Below are 25,335 nucleotides of genomic sequence, written 5' to 3' on the forward strand. Positions count from 1 at the left end.
GTTGGGAAAGCGGTGCGTTGAGCAAGCAGAAATACCTGCGCAGGCTCGCGCGTTACCGGCAAAGCTGGCGAAGCCAGTTGGAGCGCGGCGCCCTGTTGTGCAGCAAACGCTACCGTGGACGATGCCAGTTGCTGCTGCGGGATGACGAGATGCTGTGGCGGTTTATGACTGACGACGAAATAGCGCTGACCAACAACGAGGCGGAGCGGGCGCTGCGTGGCTATGTGCTCTGGCGCAAGGGTAGCTACGGCGTGTGGTCTCACCGGGGCGAGCTGTTTCGCCAGCGCATCCTGTCGTTGGTGGAGACCGGCAAGCGATTGGGCCGCTGCCCACAGGAGTGGTTGAGGGCCGTGGTCAGGGCGTGCATCGAGAAGACAGATTATCCCATCCCGGCAGAACTGATGCCGTCAACCCCGTCCTGGTGAATAGATACCTCAACGGTCTGTTGGCAGGCAACCTGCACTACGAGCCAGCCAGGGACTTCTGGGGTCAGGACAACCTGAGCATCACCACCTCGGATCAGGGCAATACCGGTGCCGGTGGCGTCCTGACCGACAGCGCCCAGATTGCCATCCAGGTGACGGCCGAGCCGGACGATCCCCAATTGGGGGTCGGCACCCACGATATCCTTGCGTTGCAAGGGGCCTGGGTGCCGCTCAACCTCAGCGCCAGCGTGGTCAATCCGGCCCCGGGTGAGCTGTCGGTGCGGATCCAGAACCTCGGCAGCGCCCAGGTGGTGGACGAGCACGGCCAGAGCGTCGGCCACGCGGATGGCAACGACTGGTTGCTGCCGATGGACCAGTCCGTGCCCATCTACCTCAAGGATCTGCCGGCGGGGGATCATGCCCTCACCCTGAGTGCCGAATCCAGCCTGGGTGGCGGCACCCTGAGCTCGGCCACGGAGACCATCACCATCCACAGCCAGAGCGGTCACGATCTGCTGGGCTCGGATCAGGGGGACTGGCTGTTCGGCTCCTCCGGCAATGATCGCCTCCTGGGCGGCATGGGAGATGATGTGCTGCGGGGCGGTCAGGGCAATGACATCCTGACCGGTGGCGCCGGCAGCGATCTCTTCGTGTGGGGCAGTGGTGACGAGGGGACGACGGCCTCTCCGGCGATAGACACCATCACCGACTTCCGTCCTCAGGAGGGGGACAGGATCGATCTGGCGGACCTGCTCAAGGGGGTGACCGACAGCAGCGTGGATGGCCTGCTGGGTCATCTCCAGGCATCGGTGACCAGCACCGGCAACGGCCTGAGTGACGTGAGCCTGTCGGTCTCCCCGGCGGGGGATGGCAATGTCACCCAGCAGATCACCCTGAAGGACGTGGATCTGAGTGGCTGGAACCTGAGCGGCTCCTCCTCTCACGACATCCTGCAATCCATGCTGGATCAGCACAGCCTGATCATCCAGCACCCCTGATGGGGTGAGATGATGCAAAGAGCCGGCGAATGCCGGCTCTTTTTTTGGCTGAATATGCTGGCTTGATATTTCCTGGTGGTGGTAATGGGAGATGGTTTTTAACAGAGTGGGTGTTGTTGCTGCTTTTTACTGTGTGGGTGGTTCAAACAACCAAAGGAATTCGCCGCCCGGGCCTCCCATCGGGCTGCCCGGGCGGCGTCAGGGCCTTGCCGCGCCGATCCCGGTCAATGCCGGGCCAGAGGGGGCGCAGGCATTGACCGGGGAGTGTCGCTTCCAAGCCGGTGCCCGGGATGATGGGCGGACCGGGGGGATGGCGGTCAGGCCAGCGCCCGTGCCAGCAGGTGCACCGGGTGTTCGCAGCGAAACGGCGTGCTCATCTCGATCTGCCACTTGCAGGTCTCGCAGTCGGTGATGACCAGATCGGGCTTGAGCCGGTTTATCTGATCAAACAGCCCCTGGCCGATGGCCTGGCTGGTGTCGTAGTTCTCGGACTTGAAGCCGTAGGTGCCGGCGATGCCGCAGCACTGGGAGTCCAGCACCGTCACCTTGACGCCGGGGATGGCCCGCAGCAGCTCGAGGGTGTAGATGACGCCCCCCATCTTCTCCAGGTGGCAGGGGGTGTGGTAGGCGATGTGCAGATTGAGGGGCTTCATGGCCGGTTTGTTGCCCCGATCGAACTCGTTCCACAGGAAGCGGGTCACCAGGGAGATGCGATCCCGCACCTTGTGGTTGTCCTGCTCCAGCAGGTGGGGATATTCGTCGCGCAGGGTGAAGCCGCAGGTGGAGGAGGTGGCCAAGAGCGGCATCTCGTTGCCGAGCAGGGTGTTCTCCAGCTGCTGGATATTGAAGGCCGCCTGCCGCCTGGCCTTGTCCATGAAGCCGTTGGCAATCAGCGGCACGCCGCAGCACTTCTCCCGCGCAAGCAGCTGGACACCGATGTTCATGGCGTTGAGCACCTGCACCAGCTCCTTGCCGAGCTGGGGGTGGTTGTAGTTCACATAACAGCCGTGGAAGTAGGCGATCTGGCGCGCAAAGCGGGCCTGAGTCGTTTTCTGCTTCTTGTACCAGCCGCGGAAGGTGCCTTGTGAGTATTTGGGCAAGTCCCGGTGGGAGGAGACTCCCAGCGCCTTGTCCAGCACCTGCTTCATCGGCTTGAGGCCGGTGGTGAAGTTGACCACCGGGGCCATCAGGGTGGACATGCTGCCCATCAGATCCGTGTGGGAGAGCACGAACTCGCGGATCCCCGGTTTGAAGCCGCTGTACTGGTGCTTGGCCTTGGCGATGATGTCGCCGATGCGCACCCCGCTCGGGCAGGCCACTTCGCAGCGCTTGCAGTTGGTGCAGTACTTGAGGGCGCTGTCAAAGAGCTCGGGACTCTTGATGCGCAGCCGCTCCCCATCCGGGCCCGCCTGCTTGGGGCCGGGGTAGGCCGGGTTGGCCTTGGCCACCGGGCAGTAGGCGGTACAGACGGTGCATTTGATGCACTGATCGAAAGTCTGGTTGGCATGATCCAGTAGCATGTCAGTTCTCCTCCCGTTGGGTGTGAAGGCACGGGATATGGGGCGAAATCATCATCGGGCTGAACTCAAAATGTGACCGGCGGCCTGCCAGCCGGTGGCGACCGCGACACCTGAGCCAGAGCCCTCCATGGATTGGGCATCGTCGTGGGCCAGCACGCCGTGTCGTTGGAGTGATAATATGTGATTCATCTCAGCCCTCCGCCAGAATATGGCCAGCGGCTTGCCAGCCGGTGGCAACGGCCACGCCGGAGCCGGAACCTTCTTTAATGGGGTCATAGTGCGCGAGCACGCTGCCGGCGCCGTAAAGGTTGGTGAGGGGCCTGCCGCCGCGCAGCACCCGCAGCCGCTCGTCGGTCTTGACCCCGAAGCCCATGAAGGGATGGTGGTCGAACAGGCGGCGGCCGGCCCAGGTGTCGCGCTCGGCAAGGCTCAGTACGTCGGCATCGAAGATGGGTTCACGAATGCCCCCGAGGCGCGACTCCAGCCCGCGGCTGAAGAAGCTGCCGGAGGCGAGCACGAAGTGGTCCGCCTCGAACAGCTGATCCTCCCCGTGCTGGCTGTGCACCCCGATCACCTTGTCGCCGTCATAGCGGGCGCCCAGCACCCGCTCGCTGGTGAGGAAGGTGCCGCCAAGGGTCATGAAGCGGCGCTTGAGGGCCTCCTGCATCCGCATGCCGATGAGGGACGGCGGCATGGTGGCCACCTCCTTGATGGTGCAGCCGGTGCGCCGTTCCAGCTCGCTCAGACGCGGGCCGACCAGCCCCAGCGACAGGCAGGCGGGCAGCACGATATGGCGACAGCCGGGCACGCCGCATCCCTGCACCATGCGGCTGATCTCGCGGGCCAGATCCGCCAGCAGGTCCTGCTGGCCAGGCCCCTGCTTGTCGAACAGGCGGGCGATGTCGGCGGAGCGAAACTCGTGGGGATTGCGGCTGAACTGGGCGAGCTGGGGCAGGCGAATTTCCCCGGTCAGGATGCGGCTGTGGGCAAAACGGGCGTGGGTCGCGAGATTCGCCGCCGCGAGCGCCGGGTGAAAATCGCGAAACCCTTCCAGGGTGGCGAGCAGGATGGCGTCCGGGGCGGGGGCATCGGTCATGCAGGCGCAAGTGTCTGGGGAGAGCCAGGTGGATTTCAGGGTGCCGATGGGGGTCAGCCGCTGGTGGTTGTGCTCCTGGCGCATCAAGGGTAGCCCCTCTTCTGCGCAGTGGCGTTGCAGGTCGGCCAGACTCCCCTCGATATTCTGCATCCCCACCTTGCTGTAAGGGTGATCCGGATGGGCCGCCATGAAGGCGGGCAGGGCGGCGCGGGGATCCCCGTCGCTCTCCAGCAGATCCACCGAGCCGGAGGAGAAGTGCAGGGCGCTTTGGCCGGAAGCCATCAGCAGGGTCTTCTGGCCGGCCTCGGCGAGGCGCAGGGCTGCCGAGAGGCCCGCCATGCCGCCGCCGATCACGATGCTGTCAAATTTCATGGCTGCGCTCCTTGGTGGAATTGGCGGTGCTGGCATCGAGCGGGAAGGGGGGCTCGCTCACCAGGTGGGGGGCCGTCCACTCGCCAAGGCCGAACAGCCCTTCGTAGATCCAGTAGGTAAATTCCGCTTCCCGCAGGGCATCGCCCCAGAGCACGGGCCGGGTGCCCTTGTAGCGCTCCTCCAGGAACTGGCGCAGCATGACGCAGGCCTGACGACCGTCCGCCTTGCCGTACTCCTGCATCAGGCCGGCGGCGCGGTAGGCGCACAGCTCCCCCTGACAGGGGCCCATACCCAGGCGGGTGCGGCGGCGCAAGTCCACCAGGTTGTCCACGTCGAGCTCCCGCAGGGCGTATTCAATCTCGCCCGCGGTCACCATCTCGCACTCGCAGATGAGGGCGTTGGCCTTGGGGTTGTCGCGGAAAAAGGCGATGACCCGCTCGCCGTGGCGGTACTGGGCCGAGCCTTCGGCGGGTACCGAGAGGCCGGGGGCGGAGACCTTCTCCGGATCCCGCGAGCCGGGCAGGCTCAGCTCGGCGGTGCGGCAGGGCTTGCTGTTGCCAAGCTTTTTGGCAAGCAAGTCGGTGGCCCATTCGGCCATCAGCCGGTAGGTCATCAGCTTGCCGCCGGTGATGGTGTTGAAACCCTGGAGGCCATCTCGCTCGGCGTGATCCAGCAGCACGATGCCACGGCTGATGTTGCGGCCGGACTCGTCGCCATCCACTGCCACCAGAGGGCGAACGCCGGCGTAGGCCCGCAGCAATCGGGTGCGGGCCATGATGGGGGCCAGTTTTATCCCCTCGCGCAGCAGCACCTCCACCTCTTCGGGCTCGACGCTGAGCTGGTCAATCTTGTGGTAATCGATACGACTCGACGTGGTGCCGATGAGGGAGATGGTATCGCCCGGCACCAGAATGTCCGCGTCCGCCGGTTTGCGGCAGCGGTTGAGCACCAGCTGGTTGAGGCGGTAATCCATGATGAGCAATGAGCCCTTGGCCGGGAACATGCGGATGCCGAGGTCGGCATACTCGCAGATCTGCTGGCCCCAGATGCCGGCGGCGTTGATCACCTCCTGGCACTCCACCTCGAACGCTTCGCCGGTGCGGGTGTTGATGGCCTTGACCCCGTGCACCCTATCCTGGGTGCGCAAAAGCCCCAGCACCTTGCTGTGGGTGAAGATGCGGGCGCCGTGCTCCTTGGCGTCCAGCACGTTGGCAGCGGCCAGGCGGAAGGGGTCGACCGTGCCGTCCGGCACCTGGATGGCACCGATCAGCGCCGGGTTGACGTTGGGTTCAAGGCGCAGCGCCTCGGCGGGATCCAGCTGGCGGGCGTCGATGCCTGCCAGGGCGCAGGCGTCCATGAAGGTATTTTGAAAATGGATGTCATCTTCCGGCAGGGTGATGAAGAGGCCGCCGGTGTCCTCGACGCAGTGGCTGGCGATCCGCTTGAGGATGCGGTTCTCCTGAATGCATTCGCGGGCGGACTCCTGATCCGTCACCGCGTAGCGGGCGCCGGAGTGGAGCAGGCCATGGTTGCGGCCCGTGGTGCCGGCGGCGATGTCGTCCCGCTCAAGCAGGATGCAGTCGATGCCGCGCAGTGCGCAATCGCGCATGATGCCGGCGCCGGTGGCGCCCCCCCCTATGATGACGACTTGTGTGGTGATTCTTTTCATTCTTGCCCGTCTCATCTCTTCCAGATGAGGCCAGTGTGGCGCCTTCACGACGTAAAATGTTTGATATGGGCCAAATTAATGTTCGTAAACGCTCACTGAGTGTGAGGCGATGAGCGAAATGTGATGAACCTCACGTCACCGTCGAGGCGGGCAGGGGAAAGCATGACGGGAGGGGAGAAGGCCAGCCCGGGGGCTGGCCAGAGGGCGGCGTGGGGGAAACCTCAGCCGCAGCACTTCTTGAACTTCTTGCCGCTGCCACAGGGGCAGGGGTCGTTTCGCCCCACCCGCAGCGGCGCCGGATCCTGCTCGCCGTCGGTGTAGACCCAGCGCCCCTGATGGCGCACGAAGCGGGAGCGCTCATGAAGGCAGTGACGTTCGTCCCCCTCCAGGAACCAGGCTTTGAATTCCACCATGCCGAGGGTGTCATCGGGGCCGCCCTGGCTGGCGAGGATCTCGAGGCCATCCCAGCGGGTGTCGGTCGATGAGAGGTCGGCCGCGGTCAACCCGTTCAGATAGTCCGGGTGCCAGCTGTGTACCAGATATTCTCCCAATCCCAGCACGAAGGCGCTGTAGCGGGATCGCATCAGCTGCTCCGGGGTGGCGGCGGGCTGACCTGCGTGGAGTACACCGCAGCACTTGGCAAGAAAAAGAGAGGAACCGCAAGGACATAGGCTCATGAGTCAGCTCATCTGGTCGATAATTAAAGGTGGCGGGATTGTAGCGAACGTACTTCCCTTTCGGCCAGCTTCCCATGCCGTTTAGGCAGACATCATGCAGCAATGAACACAGCACAAAGGGTGACACAATGACACTTAAGCAGAAGATCCTGTTACTGGGGGCCATCCCCGTGCTGCTGATGGCCCTGGTGGTCAATCTCAGCAACTACCTGGTGGCCAGGAGCGATCTGGAATCGGATCTGGTGGTGGCGCGGGAGAGGGCAATCAAGGAGCGCAAGGCGCTGCTCAGCAGTTATCTGATGCTGGCCAAGACGGCCATCGAGGGCAGCTACGGCAAGCCTGACAGCCCCGAAGTGCGCCAGCAGGTGAAGGAGATATTGCGGCCGCTGCGCTATGGCAGCGACGGCTACTTCTTCGTCTACGACTATCAGGGCAATACCGTGCTGCTGCCGACCCGGCCCGAGATGGAGGGGAAGAACCGCTGGCAGGACAAGGATACCAAGGGGGCCTTCCTCATTCAGGGGATCATCAAGTCGGCGCGGGAAGGAGATGGCTTCTCGGAGTACTGGACCAACAAGCCCTCTATCGGGCGGGATGCCCCCAAGCTCTCCTTCAACCTGGTGCTCGACAAATATCAGTGGGTCGTGGGCACGGGCTTCTACATCGACGACATCGACAATGAGCTGGCCACCCTGCGCAGCGAGCGGGAGGAGACCATGTATGGCTCCCTGAAAACCGGAGTGCTGTTCATCCTGGTGATCCTGGGGGTGACCCTGGCGGCCACCGTGGTGATCGGCAACCGGGTCACCCGCCCGCTGGCGGATGCGGTTGCCGCACTCAACGACATCGCCGACGGGGACGGGGATCTGACCCAGCGCCTCAAGGTGCAGAGCAAGGACGAGGTGGGGCAGCTGGCTGCCGCCTTCAACCGCTTCGTCGAGCGGATCCAGTCGGTGGTGAGCCAGGTGGGGGAGACCAGTCACCAGTTGCTGGGGGCCGTGGATCGGCTGCATAGCCTGAGCGAGCATGCGGACAGGCAGATGCAGGGCCACGGCAAGGAGACGGATCAGGTGGTGACCGCGGTGACCGAGATGAGCTCCACCGCCCAGGAGGTGGCGGCGAGCGCCTCCAACGCCGCCAGCGCCACCAGCGATGCGGCCCGCGAGTCCGATGCGGCCCGGGGGGTGGTGAACAGCGCCATCGGCAGCATCAACCGGCTGGTGGACGAAGTGCATGTGGCAGCCGGGGTCATCGAGCAGCTCGCCCATGAGACCGGCAAGATAGGCTCCGTGGTGGAGGTCATTCGCGGCATCGCCGATCAGACCAACCTGCTGGCCCTCAACGCCGCCATCGAGGCGGCCCGGGCGGGCGAGCAGGGGCGCGGCTTTGCGGTGGTGGCGGACGAGGTGCGATCCCTCGCGGGCCGTACCCAGCAGAGCACCAAGGAGATCAACGAGATGCTCCAGCGCCTGCAGGGCGGGGTGAAACAGGCGGTGGAGGTGATGCAGGCCAGCGAGGCACGCAGCCAGGAGACGGTGCAGGAGGCGAGCCACATCGCCAGCTCCCTGGACAGCATGGTGGCGGCGGTCGGCACCATCAACGACATGAACATCCAGATCGCCACGGCCGCCGAGGAGCAGCACGCGGTCTCCGAGGAGATCAACAAGAACCTGGTGGCCATCCAGCAGATCGTCAGCGAGCTGACCGAGGCGTCCGGGGAGTCCAGCACCACCACCCGCGCCCTGGCAGGCACGGGTGACAAATTGCGCCAACTCGTCTCCCGCTTCCGTTACTAATCACATTTTTGCCGTCTGGACAGGATTTCCAGACGGCAAATTTGGGGATCGGCGCAGAATGTGTGAAAATCGCGCCATTCGTTCCTTTCGTTAGCCCCAACCCTATGAATGAGATCGTGAAAGGCAGTATCGATTTGATCCGTCAGCTCAACTACGGCCTGGTCTATGCCAGCCTGGAGGAGCACAAGGAGCTGTCCCGTACCGATCTGTCCCGTCTGACCGGCCTGTCGCCGGCCAGCATCACCAAGATCACCCGCGAGCTGCTGGACGGCGGCCTGGTGGTCACCTGCGGCGAGAGCTCGGTGGGGCGTGGCCGTCGCCAGACCCTGCTGCGCATCAACGAGCGCCGCTTCCAGTTTCTCTCCATGCGTCTGGGGCGCGGCTATGTGGACATGGCCCTGTTTGACCTAGCTGGTCACTCCCTGGCGCGCCATCGCCATGTCTTCAACGAGGCGGAGCGTGCCGAGCTGCTGGCCAGCCTGGTGCGGGCCATCGAGGGCTTTTTGCCCAAGAAGGCGCTGCGTCTGGCCTGCATCGCCCTCTGCCTGCCCGGCCAGGTGGAGCGCCACTCCGGCATGGTCAAGCATTTTCCCTATTACGATCTGCGCAACTGGCCCCTCGGTCCCACCCTGCAGGAGGCCTTCTCGGTACCCGTGCTGGTGAGCGGCGACGTGCGCACCTGGATCCAGGCCGAGCGGGAGTGGGGGGCCGCCAGGAACTGCTCGGATGCGGTGCTGGTGTTCGTGCACAACGACATCGGGGTCGGCATGGTGGTCAATGGCCAGCTCATCGAGAGCGAGTCGGCTCTGCTCGGGGATCTCAGCCACCTGCAGCTCGAACCTTATGGCCAGCGCTGCTACTGCGGTGGCTTCGGTTGCGCCTGCACGCTCGTGACCAATCAGGCGCTGGAGGCGCAATATCGGGAGCTGCGCGAACGGATGCAGGAGTTCGATCTGCCCGAAAGCGTCACCATCCGCGAGCTGTGCGAGCTGGCGCTGGCGGGCAACAGCCTGTGTCAGGACATCCTGCACCAGGCGGCGGGCCGCCTCTCCCGGGTGCTGGCGAACCTCATCTGCTTGCTCAACCCGGGCAAGCTGCTGCTCGGGGGGGAGATCACCCGGGCCGATCGACTGCTCTTCCCCATGCTGCACCAGTCCCTGGCAAGCCAGTTGCCCGCCGAGTACCTGGTACGCCTGCAGATCGAATCCACCCACTTCTACGAAGATCCCACCAAACCCACCTCGGTGCAGGTGCACAAGGCCCTGCGCGATGGCAGTCTGCTGCTCGACTTGTTGCGAGGCGACAAGGAGGCATGAGGCTCGGGTTGCAAGGACGCTTCCTGCTCATTCTCTGTCTGGTCAGTCTGTTGCAACTGGTGTTGCTGAGCGGGGCCAGTTACTACTATGTCGCCGAGCAGCGCTACCGGGAGGTGGGGGATCAGGCCCTGGATGTGGCACGGCTGGTAGCGCGGGAGTCCGGCGTCATCGCCGGGGTGAAGCGGGCGGATACGGTCCGCCTCAATGCCCTGGTGGAGCGGATGCGGGCCGAGGTCGGTGCCAGCTACATCGTCATCGGCGATAAGGAGGCGCGCCGCCTGGTGCACCCCAATGCGGACAGGATAGGCAAACCCATGATGGGGGACGATCCCGGACGCGCCCTGCGGGGGGAGTTCTACATCTCCCGCGCTCAAGGGTCCCTCGGGGTCTCGGTGCGCGGCAAGGGGCCCATCCGGGATGAGATGGGCAGGGTCATCGGCGTGGTCTCGTTCGGTTATCTGGTGCGGGACATAGAGGCGGATTTGCAGGGCTTCCTGCGCTTTGGCCTCGCAATGACACTGCTCATAGTGCTGCTCAACAGTGTCGCCGCGGCCTGGCTGGCCAAACGCTACAAGCGGGCCCTGCTGGGGTTTGAGCCCGAGCAGATCGGCCGCCTCTATGCGGAGCTCGACTGCACCCTGCGCACGGTGCGCGAGGGAATACTCACCATAGACGAGCAAGGCAGGCTCACCTCCCTCAACCCCAACGGCATTCGGCTGCTGCGCCTCGATGAGCGGGCTGCGCAGGCCGCCATAGGCCAGCCCGTCACCCGCTTGCTGCCCGGCAGCCGCATGCTCTCCCTCATTCAGGATCCCCGGCCCCAGTATGACGAGGAGATAGTGCTCAACGGCCAGTCTCTCATCGTCAACCGGTTGCCCCTGGTGCAGGAGGGCAGGCTGATTGGCGCCGTGTCGAGCTTTCGGCGCAAGGACGAGTTGGCCGAGCTCAGTGCCCAGCTCTCCCAGGTGCAGGCCTACAGCGATCTGCTGCGGGTGCAGACCCACGAACACAACAACCAGCTCGGCACCATCGCCGGTCTCATTGAGCTGGGCGCCACCCGGGAGGCGCTCGCCTTCATCGGCCGGGAGGCGGCCACCGAGCAGGCCCTCTTGAGCTTTTTGATGGGGGCCATCGCCAAGCCCAAGGTGGCGGGCCTGCTGCTTGGCAAGTACCACAGAGCCCATGAGCTGGGACTGGTGCTGGAGGTGGACCCGGATTCCCGCCTGCACGACATTCCCGCCCGGGTCAGCGGCTCCCAGCTGGTGACGGTACTGGGCAACCTCATCGACAACGCCTTCGAGGCGACCCGCGGCCACGGTGCGCCCTATCAGCCCATCCGGGTTTCCCTGAGCGATCTGGGGCAGGATCTGGTGCTGGAGGTGGAGGACGGGGCTGGCGGCATCGACCCGCAGTTGGCGGACAGGTTGTTCGAACAGGGGGTCAGCAGCAAGCCCGAGCCAGGACACGGTATCGGGCTCTCCCTGGTGCGCAAGACCCTCGATGCCCTGCAGGGGGAGATCACCATCGAAGCCACGGCGCAGGGAAGTTGCGTCGTCTGTTACATTCCCAAGGAGGTATGAGTGATCAAGATCCTGATCGTCGAGGATGATCCGGCCATTGCCGAGATCCACCGTCGCTTCGTGCAGCGCCTCGCCGGTTTCGAGGTGCTGGGGGTGGCGCTCACCCTGTTCGATGCCAGAGAGCAGATAGAGATCCTCAAACCCGATCTGGTGTTGCTGGATGTCTGGCTGCCGGACGGGGAGGGCTTCTCCCTGCTGCGGGAGTTGCGCCAGCGCGGGGCCCACCTCGACGTCATCCTGCTCACCGCCGCCCGTGAGGCCACGGCACTGCAGGAGGCGATGCGCCTCGGGGTGGTGGATTTCATCTTGAAACCCGTGGTGTTCGAGCGACTGCGCGATACGCTCGACAAATATTGCCAGAGCCGCGCCGCGCTTGCGGCGCTGGCGGACATCGATCAGCAGGCGGTGGATGCGCTCCTTGGCTCCCCGTTGCAACAGGTGGCGGCGGGCGGCCTGCCCAAGGGGATAGACGCCCTCACCCTGCAAAGGGTGCTGGCGGCCCTCCATCAGGAGGGGGCCAGCGCCGAGGAGATAGGCAGCCGGGTCGGGGTGAGCCGCACCACGGCGCGCCGCTATCTGGAGTTTCTGGTGGGTCAGCAGCTGGCGAGCCCGGAGCTGGAGTACGGCACAGTGGGGCGGCCGGAGCGGCGCTACCGTCAGCGCTGAGTGGCCGGTTCCAACTCAAGAAAAAGAGCGCCTTTTGGCGCTCTTTTTGTGATGGCTGGGATCAGGTCGGGTCGGATTGCAGGGTCGCTACCGGCGTGCGACGGGCCTGCCACCACTGCCAGAGCGGCAGCAGCAGCATCACCAGGGTGACCAGGGTGAAGCCCAGGGTGATGGGGCGCTCCCACAGGAAACTCAGGGAGCCGTCGTTGATCACCAGGGCCCGGCGCAGGTTGTCCTCCAGCATGCCCCCCAGGATGAAGCCGAGCAGCATGGGGGCCATGGGGAAGTCAAGCAGGCGCAGCCCGATGGCCACCAGGGCCACCAGCACCATCACATAGATGTCCATGGTGTTGAAGGAGACCAGATAGACCCCGATCAGCGAGAACAGCAGCACCATGGGGATGAGCACGGGGCGCGGCACTTGCAGGATCTTGGCCAGGTAGGGAATGAGCGGCAGGTTGAGGATCAGCAGCACCACGTTGCCCAGATACATGGAGATGATCACCGACCAGAAGACGTCAGGGTGCTCCATGAACAGACGCGGGCCCGGCTGGATGCCGTAGGCGATGAGGGCCCCCAGCATCAGGGCCGTGGTGCCGGAGCCCGGGATCCCCAGAGTCAGCAGGGGCACGAAGGCCCCGCTGGAGGCGGCGTTGTTGGCCGCTTCCGGCGCGGCTATGCCGGTCAGACTGCCCTTGCCAAACTCGTCCCGTTTGCCCTTGCGGGCGAAGTTGCGCTCGGCCCCATAGGCCATGAAGGAGGCGATGGTGGCACCGGCCCCCGGCAGCACGCCGATGAGGAACCCCAGCACAGAGGAGCGGGCTATGGGGGGCGCTATCTCCTTTACCTCGTCCCGGCTCAGCTTGAGGGAGCCGAGCTGCTGCATCTTGCTCGCCTCCTCCTGGCTGGTGTCCTTGCCCGGGCGCAGCACCGTCATCAGGATCTCCGCGAGGGCAAAGGTGGCCATGGCCAGCAGCAGGAAGGAGAAACCATCACGCAGATCCGGCAACCCGAAGGTGAATCTGTCCACCCCGACGCTGCGGTCGATGCCGACGGTGGAGATCATGATGCCAAACAGCGCCATGATCAGCGCCTTGAGCACCTGCCCCTTGCCGGCGAAAGCCGCCACCGCGGAGAGCCCGAGCACCATGAGGGCGAAGTAGTCCGCCGACTGGAAGGCGAGGGAGACCTTGGCGAGCAGGGGCGCCGCCACCATCAGGAAGATGGCCGACAGGGTGCCGCCGACGAAGGAGGCGTAGGCGGCGATGGCCAGCGCCTTGCCCGCCTGCCCCTTGCAGGCCAGGGGATAGCCGTCGATGGCGGTGATCATGCTGGCGGAGCAGCCCGGGGTGTTGATCAGGATGGAGGCGGTGGAGCCGCCGAACATGGAGCCGTAATAGACCCCGGCCATCAGGATGATGCCGGAAGCCGGATCCAGCCCGTAGGTGATGGGGATCATCAGGGCGATGGCGGTGACCGGGCCCAGCCCCGGCAGCATGCCGATAAAGGTGCCGACGAAGCAGCCGACCACCACCATGAAGAGGTTGATGGGCATCATGGCGGTGCCGAGCCCTTGCAGGATTCCGTCTAACATGGGTTCTCCTTATCCCAGCAACTGGGTGAACAGCCGACCCGGCTCGAGATAGACATTGAGCCCCTTGGTCAGCAGGGCCCAGAACATGAGGGTGAAAGGTATGCTCACCTTGCAGGCGAAGGCGAGGCTTTGCTCGCCCATCAGCCGGATGCCGCCGATGAGGAACAAGATGGTGGCGACGAGGAAGCCGAGCCAGCCAAGGGCCAGGCCATAGGCCAGCATCAGTCCCAGCAGGGCGAACACCAGCCGCCAGTTGCCGGACTCCTTGCCCAGTCGCTCTCCTCCCGGGGAACAGATCAGGATCAGGGAGAGCAGGACCCCGACACCTGCCAGGGCATAGGGCAGGGTGCTGGCGGTAAAGGGTTCATATTCGTCCCCCGGGTAGCCGGGGATCTGGGTGGCGTGATAGCCGTAGGCGAGGGAGAGCAGCAAAAACAGCAGCCCCCCGAACCTTTCCTTGGTCAGTGGCATGATGACTCCGATGGGCGGGCCTGGCCCGCCACAGGCTGAGGGTTATTTGATGAAGCCGAGCTCGCGCATCAGGCCGCCGATCTGCTGCTCCTGGCTGTTGAGGAAGGCAGTGAACTCGGGACCGGCCTGATACTGGTTGATCCAGCTGTTGCGCGCGCGCACCGCTTCCCACTCCGGCTTGTCGTACATCTGCTTGAGCAGAGCGGCGAACTCGGCGGACTGCTCGGGGCTGACGTCGGGGGAGGCGAAGTAGCCGCGCCAGTTCGCAAACACGGTGGGGTTGCCCTGCTCGGAGAAGGTGGGCACCTGGCTGGCGTCCGGCATCCGCTCGGGGGCGGTGACGCCGAGGATCCGCATCTGGCCGGACTTGACCGCCTCCATCGCCTCGCCAAAGCCGGTGGAGAGCACCTGGGTTTCCCCCGCCAGCACCGCCGCCATGGCGCTGCCGCCGGCGTCATAGGCCACGTAGCGCAGCTTGCCGGCATCGGCCCCCGCATTCTTGAAGGTCATGGCGGCCACCAGGTGATCCAGACTGCCGCGGGCGGAGCCGCCGGCAATCTTCACCTTGGCGGGATTGGCTTCATAGGCGGCCAGCAACTGGGCCCAGTTCTGATAGGGGGAGTCCAGGGGGACCGCCAGCGCCTGATAGTCGGCGATGATGGCGGCGACCGGGGTGAGATCCCGGAAGGATTGCGGCAGCTCCTTGGAGAGGGACTTGACGATGATGGGGGTGGAGTTGACCAGCAGCGTCTTGTCGGACTGTGCCGAGGTCTCGATGAGGTGGGCGATGGCCTTGGCGCCGCCGCCGGCCGAGATGTTCTGGTAGGAAGCGGTGTTGATGAGGCCGGACTTGGTCAGAGCCTCGCCGGTGCCACGGGCCGTGTTGTCCCAGCCGCCGCCGGCGCCGCCCGGGATCAGAAAGTGGACTTCGTCTATCTTGGCCTGGGCGCCGAGGCTGGCCCCCAGCAGGCAGCAGAGCAGGGTGCGCTTGAAGGTTCCTTGCAACATGGTGTTCTCCTTGTGATTGTTGCGAGGAGGTTAATTAATCATGTCTGATTGGAAAACAATCTGGCCGTAATGGCTATTAAGGCTGTTCTGCCCATTCTGTTCATTCTGGTCATGGGGCAAGGAGGGGCAGACGTGGAAATAAGAAGCGGGGCTCGCCTCTGGTAAAGAGGGAGCCCCGCCTGCAATCGGCATGGGTTTGAGGTGCCTATGATTTCTCTGCTGCCGAGACCTTCTCGACCATCTTCTCCTGCTTCAGGGCCTCGCTGGCCTTCTCCCTCAGTTGCATCTGCTCCATCACCAGCTTGTAGGCGATGTAGTACTTGTAGATGTTGCCCACATAGGTGACCGTCTCGGGGCCGATTTTCTCCGCTGCCACGTACTCGACGTTGTGAAACCAGACGTTGGGATCCAGCCCCCGTTTTCTGGCCTCGGCGCGGAGCCGCGCCACTCGGGCGGGACCGGCATTGTAGGAGGCGAACGAGAAGAGGGCCTTGTCGAGTGCGGTCATGGGCTCGTCCGCATAGTAGTGATCGATCATCCAGCGCATGTATTTGACGCCGCCGTGAATATTGGGCTCGAGCTTGCGGATGTCGCCGACCTTCAGCCCCTTGCCGGTGGCGGGCATGATCTGCATGATGCCGATGGCGCCCACATGGCTGCGGGCCTGGTGGTTGAGGGCGGACTCCTGGTAGCCCTGGGCCGCCATCAGCAGCCAGTCCATGTCATAGCGTTCGCCATATTCACGGAACAGCTCGACCACCTGCAGGAATTTCTTGCGCTCCGCCTCGGCGGCGGCGCTTTTGACGAACTTGTTCTGCTTGAGATAACGGGCCAGGATCTCGTCCCCCGTCGCCTTGCCACGCAGCGCCTTGATCTGCTCGTTGAGCATGGCGAGCAACTGGGGGCTCTCCTCGCGCACTGCCCAGGCGATGACGCCCCCTTCCCGGAACACGGGGGTGTCGTGAATGGTGATCCCGGGGAAAATCTTTTGCCAGAAGCGGGCCTTGTGCTCGTCCATGACGATGAAGGGGAGCAGGCCTGCGTTCACCATCTCCACCAGGTCTTCATCTTCGAGCACCTCCGAGGCGGGTTGGAGGTCGATGAGGGGCTCTCCCGCCGACTTGCGAGCCTGGTTGTAGGCGAGCAGGCTCTCGTAGTAGCTGGAGGAGGGGCGTACGAAGACGCGCTGGCCCCCAAGATCGGCGGCGCTTTCCACCTTGGGGGAGAGGGGTCCGGAGACGAGCAGCTCCCGCACGTTTTCAAGCAGGGGATCGGTGAAGGCGATACCCTGTTGCCTGCGTTTGTCCGTGATGGTGAGGTTGGCGGCGGCGATGTCGCCTTTGCCTTCGATGAGGGAGCTCAGCAGGGCTTCTCGGGCCACGGGAATGAAGACGAAGTGCACCTTGAGGTGGCGTTTGATCGCCTTTTTCTTGCGCAACTGTTCGTTGAGGCGCTTTTCCACCTGCATGAAGGCATCGTAGGTGGCCCCCCGTTGCACGCCCTTGGTGATGAAAAATCCTGTCTTGTTGTAGGTGGTGAGCACCCTGATGGTGCGCTGTTCCAGCATGACGTCGAGATCTCCCAGCCTGGGTTTGGCAAGCTCGTCGTTTGCAAAGCTCAGGGCGCTTTTCTCCGTCCCTGCTTCGGGGGCCACCTGCTTGCCGGATTCGGCCCCCCAGGTTGGCATCAGGGAGCAGAACCACCAGATCACAATCATCCATGCGCGTTTCATCACTTACACCTCGCTCGTTTTATTGAGTGTAAGTGGCGCCTTGTAGAGGATTTAGCTTATTGAGTTTGATAGACCCGTCCCCATAGCACGATTTCCACTATTCCATCCAGGAGTGCCTGCCCATGAAAAAAGGAGCCCCGAGGCTCCTCTTTTTCTGCGTGTTGCGGGCCCGTTTGGCTAGAACCAGAAGCCGATGATGAAGGAGCCCGCCAGGGTCAGCATGACGTTGGCCACCGCATAGGTGCCGGCGTAGCCGAGCGCCGGGATGGAGCTGTTGGCCGCCTCGTTCACCACGTCCATGGCCGGGGCGCAGGTACGTGCCCCGGTGATGGCACCGAGCAGCAGGGCCGGGTTCATTTTCAGCACCCAGACGCCGAACAGGTAGCCTACCAGCACTGGCAAGGTGGTCACCAGCATGCCGGAGAAGAGCACCACCATCCCCACTTCGCTCAGGTGATCAAGGATGCCGCCCCCCGCCTTGAGGCCGGTACTCACCATGAAGACAGCGAGCCCGAGATCCTTGGCAAGGCGCAGGGCCCCCGGCGGCACATAGCCCACCGTGGGGTGGTTGGCCCGCAGGTAGCCCATCAGGATCCCCGCCAGCAGCAGGCCGACGGCATTGCCGAGGCCGAACTCTATCTGGCCGAACACCAGGGAGACGGAGCCGATGAGCAGCCCCAGCACGAAGAAGGTGGCAAAGGCCACCAGATCCGTGGTCTGGCTGTGGATGCTGATGAAGCCGATCTTGTTGGCCAGCAGCTTGACCCGCTGCTTCTCGCCGCTGATCTGCAGCACGTCACCCTTTTGCAGCATGATATTGCGATCGAACGGCATCTCGATCTGGGAGCGCACCACCCGGTTCAGGAAGCACCCCTTCTCGGTGAGGTTGAGCTCCACCAGGTGGCGACCCACCACGGCATCGTTCTTCACCACGATCTCTTCGGTGACGATCTGGAGGTCAAGCAGGTTGCGATCGAACACCTCTTTGCCGTTGCGGTAGTTGACGTCGAGCTTCTCGTGGCTCTCGGGGTAGCCCACCAGGGCGATCTCGTCCCCTTCCTGAATGACGGCATCACCGTCGGGGCTCGCCAGGATGCCGTTGCGGCGAATGCGCTCCACATAGCAGCCGGTGTGGGGATAGATGCCGGTCTCCCGCAGGGTACGCCCCCCGATCCAGGCGGCGAGCTCTGGGCCGACCCGATAGGCGCGGATGATGGGCAGATAGGTCTTGCGGCTCTCGCTGTCGGACAGCCCCCGCTCGCGCGCAATCTTCTGCGCTTCGGTATTGAGATCCAGCCTGGCCAGGGAGGGGAGGTAGCGCACCACCAGCATCAGCCCCACCAGCCCCACCAGGTAGGTCAGGGCGTAGCCGATGCCCATGTTGTCCAGCACCGACTGCATGTCGGTCTGGTGGGGCAGGTTGAGCAATCCGCTTCGCAGGGCGTCCTGCGCCCCCACCAGGGCCGGCGTGGAGGTGAGGGAACCTGCCAGAATGCCGGCGGCCATGCCGGGCCCCAGATTAAAGAACTTGGCGAGCCCCACGGTCAGCAGCAGGGCCGACAGCAGGATCACCAGGGTCAGGGTGATGTAGTGGATGCCGTCGCGAAGGAAGACGCTGAAAAAGTGCGGCCCCGCTTCAATTCCCACACAGAAGATGAACAGCATGAAGCCGACGTTTTCAGTGGAGGTGGAAAACTGGAATCCCATCTGGCCAAACAGCAGGGCGGTGAAGAGCACGCCTATGGTGTTGCCTATCTGGAAGTTGCCGATGCGTACCTTGCCCAGCAGCAGCCCGAAGGCCAGTACCACGAACAGCAGCAGGGAGTCGCTTTGATGTAGCAGTGTCACGAAATCTATGGTCATGCCCGGAAAAACCGAGGATAAAAGTGAGGCCGATATTGTGCCGGATCCTGTATCAAGAAAGAAGCGCCAAAGCGGATTAACAGCCAGTTAAGTGCTGGTCTCTTCGATGAAGATAGGGATGCGAGGGGGGGGCTGGGGAAAACACCTCTATTTTACGCTGCAAGGCCCGCTGTCAATGAGTGAAATATGCTGTTGAGCAGAGAGGGGATGACGCTCCTGTGGACAATTTATTACCTGCTGCATGGGGAGCAAACGGGCATGTTTTTCAGCATTTTCCACTGAGGAAATTGAAGGGTAACAAAAGAGACTCATGACTCATCCGGCGAGGGCTGACCCGCAGGACGCGGCATAGCGAAAAAAAATCCCCCACAGGCAGCACCGCGAGTCGATTCATCCCATTTAGGGGGGAAGGGAAAAACAGCAGAAAATGGGGAAGAGCGGGGGCAGCCATCGCAAACCGGGGACAATGGCTGCCAGCCCAGATGAACCGTGGCTTTGGTCAAGTTACCCACAGAAACTGTGGATAACCCTGTTTATGAAACTTGGCGATCAGGCTGAAAGCCGCGCCAATACTGGGCTGCAAGGACTGTTCAAAAAATACCTGCAATAAATTGTTTCTATAAAAATCAAATAGTTATACGCAGCAGAACAAAACGCTGCTGGTCAGTAACGGGAGATCAAAAGGGAGTCAGGCCGCAGGGGAGGGCTTGTGCATTAAAATTGGAAGAGGAAAGCACTAAAGTGGATAACTTGCACCGAGATGGTGAGGAATTGGCTCCCCCGACTGGACTTGAACCAGTGACATACGGATTAACAGTCCGCCGTTCTACCGACTGAACTACGGGGGAACATCAGGCAAGGAGGTGCATCATACAGAGGTCGTATTTCAGGGTCAATAGCCATCAGGGAGGGTGAGCGGATACCCAGCTCCTTCAACTCGGGGTACACTGCTCCCTTGCCGTTTTTTGCCGGGAGTCGTCATGAGCAAGTTATTCCAGTTGGCCAGCCAGTTTCAACCCGCCGGGGATCAGCCGAGGGCCATCGCCCAGCTGCTCGATGGCATCGAGTCGGGACTGGCCCACCAGACCCTGCTCGGGGTGACCGGTTCGGGCAAGACCTTTACCATGGCCAACGTCATCGCGACTCTTAATCGTCCCACCATGATCCTGGCCCCCAACAAGACCCTGGCGGCCCAGCTCTATGGGGAGATGAAGGAGTTCTTCCCCGACAACGCGGTGGAGTATTTCGTCTCTTATTACGATTACTACCAGCCCGAAGCCTATGTGCCGACCACGGACACCTTCATCGAGAAGGATGCCTCCATCAACGATCACATCGAGCAGATGCGGCTGTCAGCCACCAAGGCGCTGCTGGAGCGGCGCGACGTGGTGATCGTCGCCTCGGTATCGGCCATCTATGGTCTGGGGGATCCCCAGGCCTACCTCAGCATGATGCTGCACCTCAAAGTGGGGGACGTGATCAATCAGCGGGATATCCTGCGCCGCCTCGCCGAACTGCAGTACACCCGCAACGACATGGCCTTCCAGCGCGGCACCTTCCGGGTGCGGGGGGAGGTGATCGACATCTACCCCGCCGAATCGGACAAGCTGGCCCTGCGGGTGGAGCTGTTTGATGAAGAGGTAGAACGCCTCTCCCTGTTCGATCCCTTGACCGGCGCCATCGAGCAGACGGTGGTGCGTTACACCATCTACCCCAAGACCCACTACGCCACCCCGCGGGAGACCATTCTGGGTGCCATCGAGCACATCAAGGAGGAGCTCAAGGGGCGGCGCGAGCAGCTGATGAACCTCAACAAGCTGGTGGAGGAGCAGCGCATCAGCCAACGCACCCAGTTCGACATGGAGATGATGCAGGAGCTGGGTTACTGCTCCGGTATCGAGAACTACAGCCGCTACCTCTCCGGTCGCGCGCCGGGTGAGCCGCCGCCCACCCTGTTTGACTACCTGCCGGGGGACGGCCTGCTCATCATCGACGAATCCCACGTCACGGTGCCGCAGATCGGCGCCATGTTCAAAGGGGACAGATCCCGCAAGGAGACCCTGGTGGAGTACGGCTTCCGCCTTCCCTCGGCGCTGGACAACCGGCCCCTCAAGTTCGACGAGTTCGAGGCGCTAATGCCCCAGACGGTGTTCGTCTCGGCGACCCCGGGCCCCTACGAGCTGGAGAAGTCCGGCGGTGACGTGGTGCAGCAGGTGGTGCGTCCCACCGGCCTGCTCGATCCCGAGGTGGAAGTGCGACCGGTCACCACCCAGGTGGACGATCTGCTCTCCGAGATCCGCAAGCGGGTCGCCGTGGAGGAGCGGGTGCTGGTCACGACACTGACCAAGCGGATGGCGGAGGACTTGACCGAATACCTGGCGGATCACGAGGTACGGGTGCGCTATCTGCACTCGGATATTGATACCGTGGAGCGGGTGGAAATCATCCGCGACCTGCGCCTTGGCAAGTTCGATGTGCTGGTGGGCATCAACCTGCTGCGCGAAGGCCTCGACATGCCGGAAGTCTCCCTGGTGGCCATTCTGGATGCGGATAAAGAGGGCTTCCTGCGATCCACCCGCTCCCTCATCCAGACCATCGGCCGGGCGGCACGTAACCTCAACGGCAAGGTGATCCTCTACGGCGATACCATCACCAACTCCATGAAGGTCGCGATCGAAGAGACCGAGCGGCGCCGCGCCCTGCAACACGCCCACAACCTGGAACACGGCATCGTGCCGAAGGGGCTCAACAAGGCCATCGGCGATGTGATGGACATGGGGGGCAGCCGCACGGCGGGCAAGGCCGGCAAGGGGAGTCGCAAGGCTGCCGAACCGCAAGGGGAGTACCATGCCCGCTCTGCCAGCGAGATCAGCAAGGAGATCAAGCGGATGGAAGAGCAGATGTTCCAGCATGCGCGGGATCTGGAGTTCGAACAGGCGGCGGCGCTGCGGGATCAGATCCAGCGGCTGCGCGGCGAGCTGATCGAGTCATGAGCGCCAGACGCTGGCTCATCTGGCGGCGTTTGCGCCGCCTCTATCAGGGCTTTCGCCACCCAGGCACACCCTGGTGGGCGAAGGGGCTGGTGATCCTTATCCTGCTCTATGGCATCAGCCCGGTGGACGTTGTCCCCGATGTGGTGCCTCTCCTTGGCTGGCTCGACGACGCGACCCTGTTGCTGCTCCTCTTGTGGGGCTGGGAGAAATGCCTGCCCGGCGAGGTGCTGGCCGCTCTGGACAAGGCCGAGTGAGCAGAACCCTACGTTCAGGGAAAGGGAAAGGGAAAAAGAAGGGGGATTGAATGACTCCCTTCATGGAGTTCGAAAAAGGGGGCCATGGGGAGATTGTGAGCCAGGTCTCATTGGCGTAGACTCCACGCCGTTCACTTCATGGGTACCAAAAAATGGATCTGATCCTCTTTGCCATCGACTTTATTCTGCACGTTGACGTGCATCTGAAAGAGCTGTTCGAGAACTATGGCGTCTGGGTATACGCCATCCTGTTTCTCATCATCTTCTGTGAAACCGGGCTGGTGGTGACTCCCTTCCTGCCGGGGGACTCCCTGTTGTTTGCTGCAGGTGCCCTCACCGTGGGCAGCGTGTTGGACGTGCACACCCTAGCCGCCGTGCTGATCATCGCCGCGGTGCTCGGCAACGTGGTGAACTACACCATAGGCCACTTCTTCGGTGAGCAGCTGTTTCGCAACCCCGATTCCAAAATCTTTCGTCGGGACTATCTGGTCAAGACCCATGCCTTCTATGCCAAGCATGGCGGCAAGACCATCATCATCACCCGCTTCCTGCCCATAGTGCGGACCTTCGCCCCCTTCGTGGCGGGCATGGGGGCCATGACCTATCCCCGCTTCCTGGCGTTCAACCTGGTGGGGGGGCTCTTGTGGGTGCTCTCCTTCGTCTATGCCGGCCACTTCTTTGGCAATCTGCCGGTAGTGCGCCACAACTTTACCCTGCTCATCTTCGGCATCATCGCGGTCTCCTTGTTGCCCATGGTGATCGGCATGGTGAAGGCCAGGAGAAGTGCCAGCAAGGCTACCTCCGAAGGCGCGTGACATCGCCGTGCACGACATGAAAGAAGGGAGCCGATGGCTCCCTTGTTGTTGGTAGGCTGAGTGGCAGGTAGCCGCTGCGCCCTTTGACCCGCTTGTGGCCTGTTACGATGATGCGCACCCGCAGGCAGCCACTTCATTGGCAGAACAGGGAGAAGGAGATCCGGCCCTCTGGGCATGGGGCCGTGAGGTGATAAAAGAGGAGATAAAAAGGGAGCCACGGGCTCCCTTTTATGGTCGAGTGAACGACTAGTTGCAGCAGCGCCCTTTTATCAGGTTGCCAGCAGCCACGATGACGAACACCAGCAGGTAGGCGGCAAAGATGACCACGAGCCACTGCGGCATGGAGAAACCGAGGAACTGCCAGCTGATCTCGCTGCAGTCGCCGTCCGGGTAGAACATCCAGGGAACCCATTTATCCAGTGGTGCCCAGGCAGGGAAGTCAACAAACCCTTCGCATACGTTGAAGGGGGAGGGGTTCATCTGGTAATCCACGTGCTTGAGCGCCAGTTTCAGGCCCCAGAAGGCGCTGTAACCCCACAGGAGCATGGCACTCCAGCGCAGGTACCAGCGCTCTGGCGCGACCATGCCGAGGAGCCCGGCGGTGAGCACGCCGAGGAGGGCGATACGTTCATAGATGCACATCACGCAAGGGTGCAAACCCAGCACGTGCTGGAAGAAGAGGGCGCAGAGTTCCAGCGCGAAAGCGGAGGCTGCCAACAATCCCCAGGCCAGGCGATGACTGGCAATGCGGCGAAGATACTCGATCATCTGATTGATCTCTCAGAGAAAAATAGTGGCTGAATTAGAGCAGAGCCCCATCTGAAAAGAAAGGGGCCGAACAGCCCCTTTCATGATCAGTGTGTGGCCGGGGTGGGCAGTGGCACTGCCCCATGATCCAGCAACCACCCTGCCTGATAGAACCATTCGGTTGCAGGACCGAGGAGCAGTTCCACGGAGAAAAAGCCGACAAGCCCCAGCACCAGGGTATAGGGCAGCGCCATCCAGACCATGCGGCCATAAGAGAGGCGCAGCAGGGGAGCGAGGGCCGAGGTGAGCATGAACAGGAATGCGGCCTGGCCATTGGGGGTGGCGACCGACGGCAGGTTGGTGCCGGTGTTGATGGCCACGGCCAGCAGATCAAAATGCTCCCGGCTGATGGCGCCGTTGATCAGGGCGGTCTTCACCTCGTTGATGTAGACGGTGCCGACGAAGACGTTGTCACTGACCATGGAGAGCAGACCGTTTGCCAGGTAGAAGAGGGCAAGCTGATCCTCCGGCTTGGCCGCCAGTACCCACTGGATCACCGGCTTGAACAGCTGTTGATCGATGATGACAGCCACCACGCTGAAAAAGACGGTGAGCAGGGCGGTGAACGGCAAAGCCTCCTGGAATGCCTTGCCAAGCGCGTGTTCTTCAGTCACGCCGGTGAACGCCGTCGCGAGCACGATGACCGTCAGGCCGATTAGCCCAACTGCAGCCAGATGGAGGGCGAGACCCGTGATAAGCCAGGTGGCAATCAGCGCCTGGACGATCAGCTTGGCCTTGTCCTGCGGGGTACGTTGTGCGTCTTCGTCGCGCTCGTAGGATTCCATGATGTGACGCACGGGCTCGGGCAAGCGGGCGCCATAACCGAACCAGCGGAATTTTTCGACCAGGATGCAGGTCAGCAGGCCGCAGATGAAGACCGGAATGGTGACTGGCGCCATGCGAATGGCAAATTCACCGAAGTGCCACCCCGCCTGTTCACCGATGATGAGGTTCTGGGGTTCGCCGACCAGGGTGCAGACGCCCCCCAGGGCGGTACCGATGGCGGCGTGCATCATCAGGCTGCGCAGGAAGGCACGAAACTCGTTCAGATGCTGGCGGGAGAGCTCGTCAATCTCTTCGTCATCATGATGCAGATTGCCGGACTCATCCCGGGAGGCCACCTTGTGGTAGATGGCGTAGAAGCCGGTGGCGACGCTGATGACCACGGCGATCACGGTCAGGGCATCAAGGAACGCGGAGAGGAAGGCAGACACCAGGCAGAAGGCGAGAGAAAGCAACGTTTTGGAGTGGATGCGCACCAGCATCTTGGTAAAGACGTAGAGCAGCAACTGCTTCATGAAGTAGATGCCGGCCACCATGAAGACCAGCAGCAGAAGCACTTCGATATTGGCCACCAGCTCATGCTTTATCTGGCTGGCGGAGGTCATACCGATGAGCACGGCTTCGATGGCCAGGAGTCCGCCCGGTTGCAGCGGATAGCACTTGAGGGCCATGGCCAGGGTGAAAATGAACTCGACAACCAGCAGCCAGCCGGCCAGGAAGGGATCAACGTAGAAAATGATCGGGTTGATCAGCAGGAATAGAACGATGGCAATTTTGTACCATCGCGGAGCATTGCCCAAAAAGTTCTTTGTAAACGCGCGCCCTAGGCTGATTGGCATAATGATGGTTCTCTGTTCTGTTGTTGATATCTGCGTCTATGCAGTCGAGCCCGACCCGAGC

Annotated in this window: 21 protein-coding genes and 1 tRNA gene; 9 read left to right on the forward strand and 13 right to left on the reverse strand. The window is 62.8% G+C overall.

Annotated features, from left to right (window positions below):
- Window positions 1–425, forward strand: a 425-nt coding sequence (locus ACNPAA_RS06780) for an IS66 family transposase (protein WP_417891657.1), incomplete at its 5' end; no start/stop codon positions are given.
- Window positions 422–1,423 carry a type I secretion C-terminal target domain-containing protein gene (locus tag ACNPAA_RS06785; RefSeq protein WP_417891658.1) on the forward strand — a complete coding sequence of 334 codons (1,002 nt, stop codon included), beginning with the start codon at window positions 422–424 and terminating at the stop codon, window positions 1,421–1,423. The genes ACNPAA_RS06780 and ACNPAA_RS06785, both read left to right, overlap by 4 nt.
- 317 nt (window positions 1,424–1,740) lie before the next feature.
- Here the strand turns inward: ACNPAA_RS06785 and glpC are convergent, their stop codons facing one another.
- The 5 genes from glpC to ACNPAA_RS06810 all read right to left on the reverse strand — a co-directional run bounded on the left by glpC (window position 1,741) and on the right by ACNPAA_RS06810 (window position 6,757).
- Complete coding sequence (gene glpC, locus ACNPAA_RS06790) at window positions 1,741–2,943, reverse strand: anaerobic glycerol-3-phosphate dehydrogenase subunit GlpC (protein WP_161469888.1); 1,203 nt, start codon at window positions 2,941–2,943, stop codon at window positions 1,741–1,743.
- Window positions 2,944–2,994: 51 nt separating this feature from the next.
- Window positions 2,995–3,132 (reverse strand): hypothetical protein, encoded by a 138-nt coding sequence (locus ACNPAA_RS06795; RefSeq protein ID WP_171865753.1) that lies wholly within the window; start codon window positions 3,130–3,132, stop codon window positions 2,995–2,997.
- A 1-nt stretch (window position 3,133) separates the two neighbouring features.
- Window positions 3,134–4,411, reverse strand: coding sequence for a glycerol-3-phosphate dehydrogenase subunit GlpB (gene glpB, locus ACNPAA_RS06800; protein ID WP_043155899.1), 1,278 nt, complete (start codon window positions 4,409–4,411; stop codon window positions 3,134–3,136).
- Window positions 4,401–6,080 (reverse strand): anaerobic glycerol-3-phosphate dehydrogenase subunit A, encoded by a 1,680-nt coding sequence (gene glpA, locus ACNPAA_RS06805; protein WP_043155898.1) that lies wholly within the window; start codon window positions 6,078–6,080, stop codon window positions 4,401–4,403. The genes glpB and glpA overlap by 11 nt, the downstream gene beginning before the upstream one ends.
- A 221-nt stretch (window positions 6,081–6,301) precedes the next feature.
- Window positions 6,302–6,757, reverse strand: coding sequence for a YchJ family protein (locus ACNPAA_RS06810; RefSeq protein ID WP_201871527.1), 456 nt, complete (start codon window positions 6,755–6,757; stop codon window positions 6,302–6,304).
- A gap of 128 nt (window positions 6,758–6,885) precedes the next feature.
- Here ACNPAA_RS06810 and ACNPAA_RS06815 point away from each other — a divergent pair, with 128 nt between their 5' ends.
- The 4 genes from ACNPAA_RS06815 to ACNPAA_RS06830 all read left to right on the forward strand — a co-directional run bounded on the left by ACNPAA_RS06815 (window position 6,886) and on the right by ACNPAA_RS06830 (window position 12,115).
- Window positions 6,886–8,553 (forward strand): methyl-accepting chemotaxis protein, encoded by a 1,668-nt coding sequence (locus ACNPAA_RS06815; protein ID WP_010674921.1) that lies wholly within the window; start codon window positions 6,886–6,888, stop codon window positions 8,551–8,553.
- Window positions 8,554–8,657: 104 nt separating this feature from the next.
- Complete coding sequence (locus ACNPAA_RS06820; RefSeq protein WP_029314606.1) at window positions 8,658–9,869, forward strand: ROK family transcriptional regulator; 1,212 nt, start codon at window positions 8,658–8,660, stop codon at window positions 9,867–9,869.
- Window positions 9,866–11,449, forward strand: a complete 1,584-nt coding sequence (locus tag ACNPAA_RS06825) for an ATP-binding protein (RefSeq protein WP_417891659.1) — start codon at window positions 9,866–9,868, stop codon at window positions 11,447–11,449. The genes ACNPAA_RS06820 and ACNPAA_RS06825 overlap by 4 nt, the downstream gene beginning before the upstream one ends.
- A complete protein-coding gene (locus ACNPAA_RS06830; RefSeq protein ID WP_201871522.1) occupies window positions 11,450–12,115 on the forward strand; it encodes a response regulator in 666 nt (221 codons plus the stop codon).
- 61 nt (window positions 12,116–12,176) lie between these two features.
- On the opposite strand, the gene ACNPAA_RS06835 is transcribed toward ACNPAA_RS06830, so the two are convergent.
- The 6 genes from ACNPAA_RS06835 to ACNPAA_RS06860 form a co-directional block, all read right to left on the reverse strand.
- Window positions 12,177–13,709 carry a tripartite tricarboxylate transporter permease gene (locus tag ACNPAA_RS06835; protein WP_039041029.1) on the reverse strand — a complete coding sequence of 511 codons (1,533 nt, stop codon included), beginning with the start codon at window positions 13,707–13,709 and terminating at the stop codon, window positions 12,177–12,179.
- A gap of 9 nt (window positions 13,710–13,718) precedes the next feature.
- Window positions 13,719–14,180, reverse strand: coding sequence for a tripartite tricarboxylate transporter TctB family protein (locus ACNPAA_RS06840; protein WP_417891660.1), 462 nt, complete (start codon window positions 14,178–14,180; stop codon window positions 13,719–13,721).
- Window positions 14,181–14,222: 42 nt separating this feature from the next.
- Complete coding sequence (locus ACNPAA_RS06845; protein ID WP_417891661.1) at window positions 14,223–15,188, reverse strand: tripartite tricarboxylate transporter substrate binding protein; 966 nt, start codon at window positions 15,186–15,188, stop codon at window positions 14,223–14,225.
- Window positions 15,189–15,393: 205 nt separating this feature from the next.
- Window positions 15,394–16,875, reverse strand: a complete 1,482-nt coding sequence (locus tag ACNPAA_RS06850; RefSeq protein ID WP_417891666.1) for a transglycosylase SLT domain-containing protein — start codon at window positions 16,873–16,875, stop codon at window positions 15,394–15,396.
- Between the two features lie 222 nt (window positions 16,876–17,097).
- A complete protein-coding gene (locus tag ACNPAA_RS06855; RefSeq protein ID WP_029314601.1) occupies window positions 17,098–18,783 on the reverse strand; it encodes an aspartate:alanine antiporter in 1,686 nt (561 codons plus the stop codon).
- 772 nt (window positions 18,784–19,555) lie between these two features.
- Window positions 19,556–19,631, reverse strand: a tRNA-Asn gene (locus ACNPAA_RS06860).
- Between the two features lie 132 nt (window positions 19,632–19,763).
- Between ACNPAA_RS06860 and uvrB the strand changes: the two genes are divergently transcribed.
- The 3 genes from uvrB (at window position 19,764) to ACNPAA_RS06875 (ending at window position 22,845) form a co-directional block, all read left to right on the forward strand.
- Window positions 19,764–21,776 (forward strand): excinuclease ABC subunit UvrB, encoded by a 2,013-nt coding sequence (gene uvrB, locus ACNPAA_RS06865; protein WP_201871514.1) that lies wholly within the window; start codon window positions 19,764–19,766, stop codon window positions 21,774–21,776.
- Window positions 21,773–22,030, forward strand: coding sequence for a DUF1232 domain-containing protein (locus tag ACNPAA_RS06870; RefSeq protein ID WP_010674910.1), 258 nt, complete (start codon window positions 21,773–21,775; stop codon window positions 22,028–22,030). The genes uvrB and ACNPAA_RS06870 overlap by 4 nt, the downstream gene beginning before the upstream one ends.
- Before the next feature lie 152 nt (window positions 22,031–22,182).
- On the forward strand, window positions 22,183–22,845 hold the full coding sequence (locus ACNPAA_RS06875; RefSeq protein WP_010674909.1) for a DedA family protein: 663 nt from the start codon (window positions 22,183–22,185) through the stop codon (window positions 22,843–22,845).
- A 246-nt stretch (window positions 22,846–23,091) separates the two neighbouring features.
- Here the strand turns inward: ACNPAA_RS06875 and dsbB are convergent, their stop codons facing one another.
- The gene (dsbB, locus tag ACNPAA_RS06880; protein ID WP_010674908.1) at window positions 23,092–23,613 is read right to left on the reverse strand and encodes a disulfide bond formation protein DsbB; all 522 of its coding nucleotides are present in this window, start codon (window positions 23,611–23,613) and stop codon (window positions 23,092–23,094) included.
- Between the two features lie 86 nt (window positions 23,614–23,699).
- Entirely contained in the window at window positions 23,700–25,274 is a 1,575-nt protein-coding gene (nhaB, locus tag ACNPAA_RS06885) for a Na(+)/H(+) antiporter NhaB (protein WP_128342393.1), read from the reverse strand.
- Between the last annotated feature and the right edge of the window lie 61 nt (window positions 25,275–25,335).

The organism is Aeromonas sp. PS2Canimalfood6 (assembly GCF_048276795.1).
Classification (GTDB): domain Bacteria; phylum Pseudomonadota; class Gammaproteobacteria; order Enterobacterales; family Aeromonadaceae; genus Aeromonas; species Aeromonas caviae.

Bases quoted from the DNA above. Each gene is read 5' to 3' on its own strand.
- glpC (WP_161469888.1), bottom strand. From the start codon at position 2,943: ATGCTACTGGATCATGCCAACCAGACTTTCGATCAGTGCATCAAATGC.
- ACNPAA_RS06795 (WP_171865753.1), bottom strand. From the start codon at position 3,132: ATGAATCACATATTATCACTCCAACGACACGGCGTGCTGGCCCACGAC.
- glpB (WP_043155899.1), bottom strand. From the start codon at position 4,411: ATGAAATTTGACAGCATCGTGATCGGCGGCGGCATGGCGGGCCTCTCG.
- glpA (WP_043155898.1), bottom strand. From the start codon at position 6,080: ATGAAAAGAATCACCACACAAGTCGTCATCATAGGGGGGGGCGCCACC.
- ACNPAA_RS06810 (WP_201871527.1), bottom strand. From the start codon at position 6,757: ATGAGCCTATGTCCTTGCGGTTCCTCTCTTTTTCTTGCCAAGTGCTGC.
- ACNPAA_RS06815 (WP_010674921.1), top strand. From the start codon at position 6,886: ATGACACTTAAGCAGAAGATCCTGTTACTGGGGGCCATCCCCGTGCTG.
- ACNPAA_RS06820 (WP_029314606.1), top strand. From the start codon at position 8,658: ATGAATGAGATCGTGAAAGGCAGTATCGATTTGATCCGTCAGCTCAAC.
- ACNPAA_RS06825 (WP_417891659.1), top strand. From the start codon at position 9,866: ATGAGGCTCGGGTTGCAAGGACGCTTCCTGCTCATTCTCTGTCTGGTC.
- ACNPAA_RS06835 (WP_039041029.1), bottom strand. From the start codon at position 13,709: ATGTTAGACGGAATCCTGCAAGGGCTCGGCACCGCCATGATGCCCATC.
- ACNPAA_RS06840 (WP_417891660.1), bottom strand. From the start codon at position 14,180: ATGCCACTGACCAAGGAAAGGTTCGGGGGGCTGCTGTTTTTGCTGCTC.
- ACNPAA_RS06845 (WP_417891661.1), bottom strand. From the start codon at position 15,188: ATGTTGCAAGGAACCTTCAAGCGCACCCTGCTCTGCTGCCTGCTGGGG.
- ACNPAA_RS06850 (WP_417891666.1), bottom strand. From the start codon at position 16,875: ATGCCAACCTGGGGGGCCGAATCCGGCAAGCAGGTGGCCCCCGAAGCA.
- ACNPAA_RS06855 (WP_029314601.1), bottom strand. From the start codon at position 18,783: ATGACCATAGATTTCGTGACACTGCTACATCAAAGCGACTCCCTGCTG.
- uvrB (WP_201871514.1), top strand. From the start codon at position 19,764: ATGAGCAAGTTATTCCAGTTGGCCAGCCAGTTTCAACCCGCCGGGGAT.
- ACNPAA_RS06870 (WP_010674910.1), top strand. From the start codon at position 21,773: ATGAGCGCCAGACGCTGGCTCATCTGGCGGCGTTTGCGCCGCCTCTAT.
- ACNPAA_RS06875 (WP_010674909.1), top strand. From the start codon at position 22,183: ATGGATCTGATCCTCTTTGCCATCGACTTTATTCTGCACGTTGACGTG.
- dsbB (WP_010674908.1), bottom strand. From the start codon at position 23,613: ATGATCGAGTATCTTCGCCGCATTGCCAGTCATCGCCTGGCCTGGGGA.
- nhaB (WP_128342393.1), bottom strand. From the start codon at position 25,274: ATGCCAATCAGCCTAGGGCGCGCGTTTACAAAGAACTTTTTGGGCAAT.